At 72.8% G+C, this 6686-nt stretch carries 5 protein-coding genes; 1 reads left to right on the forward strand and 4 read right to left on the reverse strand.

What is annotated here, in order from left to right:
- Positions 1–129: 129 nt before the first annotated feature.
- The 4 genes from ACIA5A_RS30735 to ACIA5A_RS30750 form a co-directional block, all read right to left on the reverse strand.
- Complete coding sequence (locus ACIA5A_RS30735) at positions 130–2325, reverse strand: transglycosylase domain-containing protein (RefSeq protein WP_396768262.1); 2196 nt, start codon at positions 2323–2325, stop codon at positions 130–132.
- A 102-nt stretch (positions 2326–2427) separates the two neighbouring features.
- Complete coding sequence (locus ACIA5A_RS30740; RefSeq protein ID WP_396768263.1) at positions 2428–3231, reverse strand: hypothetical protein; 804 nt, start codon at positions 3229–3231, stop codon at positions 2428–2430.
- A gap of 130 nt (positions 3232–3361) precedes the next feature.
- Positions 3362–4468: an SPFH domain-containing protein gene (locus ACIA5A_RS30745; protein ID WP_396768264.1), complete on the reverse strand. Its 1107-nt coding sequence runs from the start codon at positions 4466–4468 to the stop codon at positions 3362–3364.
- 5 nt (positions 4469–4473) lie between these two features.
- Positions 4474–4947 carry an NfeD family protein gene (locus tag ACIA5A_RS30750; protein ID WP_091066739.1) on the reverse strand — a complete coding sequence of 158 codons (474 nt, stop codon included), beginning with the start codon at positions 4945–4947 and terminating at the stop codon, positions 4474–4476.
- Between the two features lie 88 nt (positions 4948–5035).
- Here ACIA5A_RS30750 and ACIA5A_RS30755 point away from each other — a divergent pair, with 88 nt between their 5' ends.
- Complete coding sequence (locus tag ACIA5A_RS30755) at positions 5036–6352, forward strand: serine hydrolase domain-containing protein (RefSeq protein ID WP_396768267.1); 1317 nt, start codon at positions 5036–5038, stop codon at positions 6350–6352.
- The last annotated feature ends 334 nt before the right edge of the window (positions 6353–6686 follow it).

A 6686-nucleotide genomic window follows, 5' to 3' on the forward strand; every position in this document is an offset into this window, starting at 1 on the left:
GATCCACGGCGGCTGCTCACCCCTCCTCACGTTCAGACGAAACGACCCTCACGTCCAGTCGGTTACGCCCAACATCATTAAGTTAGGACCTCTTATGCGGAATGCGTTAAGAAGGGGCCCCTCCTTGCACTAACCCCGGCCCTGGAGCCAGCGGAGCAGGTCCGACGGGAGGTTGCGGTTGTCCTCACGCGGCTGAGGTTGGGGCTGCGGTCGGGGCTGCGGGCGCTGCGGGTCGCCGGCCAGCTCACGGCTGGGCGCGGTGAAGTCCTTCACCGGCTTGCCGGCCACCGCCGTCTTGATCGTCCGGGCCACCGCGTCGATCACCTTCGCCTGCACGGCCGAGCCGACCAGGTCGGTCGAGTCGTCCGGGTTGGCGGCGATGCCGGCGACGGCCACCTGGGGGGTGTACCCGACGAACGTCTCGGTGGCGTTCTGCTCCGAGCTGCCCGTCTTGCCGGCCACCGGCCGGTCGACGATCCCGTCCACGCCGGTGGCGGTCCCGCCGTTGCACTGCCCGTACGCGGACTGCTGACCCACCGGGCAGCGGGCCGCGTCGGTGGCCGCCCGGGCCACGTCCGGCTCCAGCACGCGCTTGCAGTTCGGCTGCCCCACGTCGACCTTCCCGCCGTCCGGGGCGGTCACCGACACCACCGGCAGCGGCGAACAGTAGGTGCCCTCGGCGGCCACCGTCGCGTACGCGTTGGCCAGGTCGAGCGGGGTGGTGGCGGCCACGCCGAGCGTGAACGCGCCCCAGTTCGCGGCGTTGTCGCGGGCGAACGCGGCGTCCGAGTCGGCCCGGAACGTGATGCCCAGGCGCTGCGCCATCTCCACCACCTTGTCCTCGCCGACCTGCTCGGCCAGCCAGACGAAGTAGGTGTTCACGGAGCGGCCGAAGCCGTCCCACATCATCCGGTAGCCGTCCATCCACTCCGGGTTGGCGTTGGCCGGGCACCATGTGCCGTCGCAGTTGCCCTCGGCGTCCGAGGCGTAGCGGGTGGGCAGCTTGGCCGGCGCGTCGAAGCCGGTGGCGAGCGGCTTGCCGGCCTCCAGCGCGGCCAGCATGGTGAACATCTTGAACGTGGAACCGGCCTGGTAGCCGGCCACGCTGGCGCCGCCGGAGATCAGCGGGTTGACCGTGTTCGGGTGGTTGGCCTGCCCGTCCGGGTTGTCGGCCAGGCTGTAGTGCCGGTTGACCGCCATGGCGAGCACCCGGCCGGTGCCCGGCTCGACCGCCGCGATCGGCAGCGCGCGCTTGTCGTCGTACCCGTAGACCTTGGTGGCCTGCGCCTGGGCGGCCTGCTGGATCTTCGGGTCGAGCGTGGTGACCACCCGGTAGCCGCCGCGACGCAGCGCCTGCTCGCGCTCCTCGGTGGTGTCGCCGAAGGCCGGCTGGGTGAGCCACCACTGGCGCAGGTAGTCGCAGAAGAAGCCCCAGTCGTCGTGGCCCTGCGCGGTCGCGGTGCAGCCGTTGGGCTGGGCGGTCGGGCGCAGCGTGAGCGGCTCGGCCTTGGCCGAGGCGGCCTGCGCGGCGGTGATCGCCCCGGTCTCGGCCATCGCGTCGAGCACGTACCCGCGGCGGGTCAGCGCCTGCTCCTTGTCGCCGTCGATCGGGCTGTACTCGTCGGGCGACTGGACCAGGCCGGCGAGCAGGGCCGCCTCGCCGAGGGTCAGGTCGGCCGGCGCCTTGCCGAAGTAGCGCTGGGCGGCGGCGGCCACCCCGTACGCGCCGGAGCCGAAGTAGGCGATGTTGAGGTAGCGGTTGAGGATCTCGTCCTTGGACAGCGACCGCTCCAGCGCGTTCGCGTACCGGATCTCCTGGAGCTTGCGCCCGACGGTCTGCTCGGTGGCGGCCTGCCGTTCCTCGGCGGTGCGGGTCGGGTCGGTCTTGAGCACGTTGCGGACGTACTGCATGGTCAGCGTGGAGCCGCCCTGCTCGGTGCCGCCGCCCCTGACGTTCGCCACCAGCGCGCGGGCGATGCCGCGCAGGTCCGCGCCGCCGTGCGAGTAGAACCGCCGGTCCTCGGCGCTGATGATCGCCTGGCGCATCACCGGGGCGATCTCGGCCAGCGGCACGTCGGTGCGGTTCACGTCGTAGAACGTGGTGATCAGCGTCTTGCCGTCGTTGGCGTAGAGGTAGGAGCGCTGCGGCTGCACGGGGGTGCGCAGCGCGTCGGGCAGCTCCTCGTACGCGCCGAGGCTCGCCTTGGCGACGAAGCCGCCGAGCAGGCCCGTCGGGAGCGCGGCGAGCGCGAGGACGAGCCCGGCGAGCAGGCCCGCGAGCAGCACGGTGAACAGGCGCGACAACGGCGACCGGGGAGACGGCATGGACTCCAGGATTGCCGCGAAAGCCGCCTACCGGCCAGTTCGTCAGGCAACTGTCAGTTACCTCACGGCAACAGTTCAGTATCGGCGCCGGTGGCGAACCGGTCAACCGGCGGCAAGCGGGCCGTCCGGTGACGCCGGCGGCGCGGGGGCGCCGGCCACGCTCGCCGTCGCCGCGTCCCGGGCGATCGTCTCGGGCACCAGCCGACCGCTGCGGTAGCCGATGCCGATGCCGGCGACCAGCACGAACATCGCCCCGAAGGTCTGCAGTGAGCCGATCAGCGCGCCGCCCAGGCCGAGCAGCGGGGCGGCGATCATCAGCATCGTCCCGTCGCCGTAGGAGAACATCCCGGACCGGGCCACCGACCAACCGGTGAGGAACCAGCCCACGCTGTAGCAGGTGGCCCCGAACAGCACGATTCCGCGCGCGGTCAGCCCGAACACCGGGGTCTGCTCGGCCAGCCCGGCGAACGGCAGCATCAGCACCATCCCGCCGATGCTGGCCAGCAGCCCGGCCAGCGCGATCCGGCGGCAGCGGGTGGCCGCGAGCAGGCCGGTGAGCGCGAGCAGGGCGAGCAGGCCCAGCCAGACCGACGCCACCCAGCCGACCAGGTAGAGCGGCTGGCCGTCGGCCGGGTAGGGGTCGTTGCCGACGCCGCCGTCGCTGGCCATCGCGACCACGCCGTAGAGGACCGCGTACGCCGGCAGCAGCCAGACCGCGGCGCGGGCGAACCGGCGGACCGACCAGGCCCAGCTCGCGTCCGTGGCCGGCGCGCCCGGTCCCGGTTCGGAGACGAACGGCAGCACCCCGAACCCACCCCCGGTCCGCCGGGAGCCGAGCGGTCCGCCGGGGTCGTGCGCGCCGGGGACCGGGGTACGGGAGAAGAGCCGGTTCGCCGGTTCCTTCATGCGCCACCTCGCTCGCGTCACGGGCGGCCCGGGACACGCGACGGCGCCCCGGCCCTGCTCACCACCCGTCCTTGAGACCGATGGTGGCAGCCGCCCGGGGCGCCGGATGAGCGATTCTCGGATTTGCCGGTCAGCCTCGCTCGCGCTGGCCCGTCGGGTCGGTCAGCAGCGTCTCCGGGGACACCGGCTCGGGGGCCGGCAGGCCCTTCGCCGTGTTGCCGCCGGTGGCCTGCGCCTCCGCCACGCGTACCTCGTCGTGGATCTCCTGGGCCGCGACGGCCGCGGCCTGGGCCGCCTCGGCGGCCTCCCGCTCGACCTCGCTGGCGGTCCTGGCGGCCTCCGGAGACGGCTGGTCTCCGACCATGTTCGCCAGCCCGCCCAGTGCGCCACCCATGCCTTCCAGGGCCCGGGTCAGCTCGGTCGGGACGATCCACACCTTGTTGGCCGTGCCGTTGGCGATCTGCGGCAGCGCCTGGAGGTATTGGTAGGCCAGCACCTTCTGGCTCGGGTTGGCGGTGTGGATCGCGTCGAAGACGGTGCGGATGGCCTTGGCCTGACCCTCGGCCTGGAGGATCCGGGCCTGCCGGTCACCGTCGGCGCGCAGCACGGCGGCCTGCTTCTCACCCTCGGCCGTGAGGATCTGCGACTGCTTGTGCCCCTCGGCGTTGAGGATCGCGGCCCGGCGGTCCCGCTCGGCGCGCATCTGCTTCTCCATCGAGTCGCGGATGCTCGGCGGCGGCTCGATCGCCTTGATCTCGACCCGGGTCACCTTGATGCCCCACCGGCCGGTGGTCTCGTCCAGCACGCCGGAGAGGTGCCTGTTGATCTCCTCGCGGCTGGTCAGCGCGCGCTCCAGGTCCAGCGAGCCGATCACGTTCCGCAGCGTCGTGACGGTGAGCTGCTCGATCGCCTGGAGGAAGTTCGAGATCTCGTAGGTGGCGCGAACCGAGTCGACCACCTTGAAGTAGAGGACCGTGTCGATCGACACGACCAGGTTGTCGGAGGTGATCACCGGCTGCGGCGGGAAGCTGACCACCTGTTCGCGCATGTCGACCTTGGTGCGCACCGCGTCCACGAACGGCACCAGCAGGTTGAGCCCGGGGCTCAGCGTGCGCTTGTACTTGCCGAGCCGTTCCACCACGTCCTGGCGCTGCTGCGGGACGATCCGCACCGCCTTGGCCAGTGTCACCACGACGATCACCGCCACGGCGATCAACAGGATCGCTGCAAACTCCATATGGTTCACCCTCTCGCTTCGGGCAGCTCGCCCGGGGCGGAAATGTCGTCCTGCCAGACCAGAGCGGTAGCGCCCCGGACCTTTATCACCTGCACCCGCTCGCCCGCCGCGTAGCGCTGCGTCGCGTCGAACGACCGGGCCGTCCACAGCTCACCATCGATCTTCACCATGCCGCGGTCGGCGTCCACCGCCTCCAGCACCACCGCGGTGGCTCCCTCGATCGCCTCCACGCCGAACGGCTGGTCGCCGGTCTCCAGCGCCGAACGGGCGTTGCGGCGGATCACCGGCCGTGCCAGCGCCAGGGACAGCGCCGACACCACCGCGAAGATCACCGCCTGGAGCGCCACCGGCGCACCGAGGGCCGCCGCACCGGCGGCGGCGAACGCCCCGACGCCGAACATGATCAGGAACAGCGTCGTCGTGAAGATCTCGGCGACCGCCAATACCACACCCAGAACGATCCAGAACACGGCGTCCACGAGACCAATCGTGACACGTGAACGCACGTGTCATCGAACTGTCATGATCGCTAGGCTCGGTCCACCGCACGGCGACGAGGAGGACGAGATGGCACTGCTGCCCGAGACCGCACGCCAGGTGGACCTGCTGGTGGCCCGCGCCCAGGCGGAGGGACGCGCACCGTCGCTCGCGCTGGGCGTGGTCCGCGACGGCGACCTCGCGCACGTCGCGCTCGCCGGCACGCACCCGCGCCCCGACGCCGACCTCCAGTACCGGATCGGCTCGATCACCAAGACCATGACCGCGGTGCTGGTGATGCAGCAACGCGACGCCGGGCGCCTCGCCCTGGAGGACCCGCTCGACACGCACCTGCCCGGCACGCCGGTCGGCGCGCTCACCGTGCGCACCCTGCTCGGGCACGCCGGCGGGCTGCAGCGCGAGCCGGACGGCGAATGGTGGGAGCGCGCGGCGGGCCGGGACCTGGACACCCTGCTCGCCGGACTCACCCCGGACAAGATCGCCCACCCGCCGCACCGCGTCTACCACTACTCCAACCTGGCGTACGGGCTGCTCGGCGCCGCGCTGGAGCGGATCACCGGCACGTCGTGGGCCGACCTGCTGACCGACCGGCTGCTCGCGCCGCTGGGCATGCGCCGCACCACGGTGCTCCCGACCGAGCCGTACGCCCGCGGCTACGTCGTCCACCCGTGGCACGAGACGCTGCGGGAGGAACCGCTCACCGACAGCGGTGCGATGGCGCCGGCCGGGCAGCTCTGGTCGACGATCGAGGACCTGGGCCGCTGGGCGGCGTTCCTCGCCGACCCGGACCCGGCCCTGCTCGACCCGGCGACGCTCACCGAGATGTGCGCCCCGGTGATCATCAGCGACCTGGACTCGTGGACCGGCGGGCACGGCCTCGGCCCGGAGTTCTACCGGGTCGGCGAACGGGTGTACGTCGGCCATGGCGGCTCGATGCCCGGCTACGTCGCCGGCCTGGTGGTGCACCGTCCCACCCGGACCGCCGTGGTCGACTTCGCCAACTCGTACGGGATGCGCGGCGGGCACCACATCTCCGCGCTCGCCCGCGAGGTGCTCACCCGGGTGCTGGACGCCGAGCCGGCCGCGCCCGCGCCGTGGCGGCCGGCCGCCGCGCCGCCCACCGCCGAGCTGGCCGAGCTGACCGGCCGCTGGTGGTGGATGGGCGCGGAGTACGAGTTCCGCGTCGACGCCGCCGGCCACCTGGTGGGCGGGCTGGTCGGCGGCCCTCCGCTCCGCTTCACCCCGGAGGGGCCGGACCGCTGGCGGGGCCGCTCCGGCCCGCAGGACGGGGAGATCCTCACCGTCCTCCGCGACGCCACCGGCGCACCGGTCGCCCTGGACATCGCCACCTTCGTCCTCACCCGATCCCCCGACCAGGTTCCCTGAGCCCCGCGCGCCGACCCGACACCGAGCGCCGTCCACCCGCCGGGCGGACCGGCCGGCCCACGGATCGGCGCCACGTGCCGTGCCTGCGCCGGAACACCGCACCTCACGCGCCTACAAGCGTGATGACACCGATGACTCACCCCGCTGACCGGCGCACACCAGAACTCGTAGCACCCCGACAGCTCCACCCAACGCCGCCGGAACCGAGCCGCGAACCCGGCACCCGACGGGGCCGGGGGGGGCCCGGGCCCGCGGCGGGGTGAAGCACGGACCCCCCCCCGCCGGCCCGGGGGGCCCCCCCCCCCCGCCCCGCCCCCCAAGGGGAGGTGGCGTC

The sequence above is a fragment of the Micromonospora sp. NPDC051300 genome (genome assembly GCF_044455315.1).
GTDB lineage: Bacteria > Actinomycetota > Actinomycetes > Mycobacteriales > Micromonosporaceae > Micromonospora > Micromonospora robiginosa.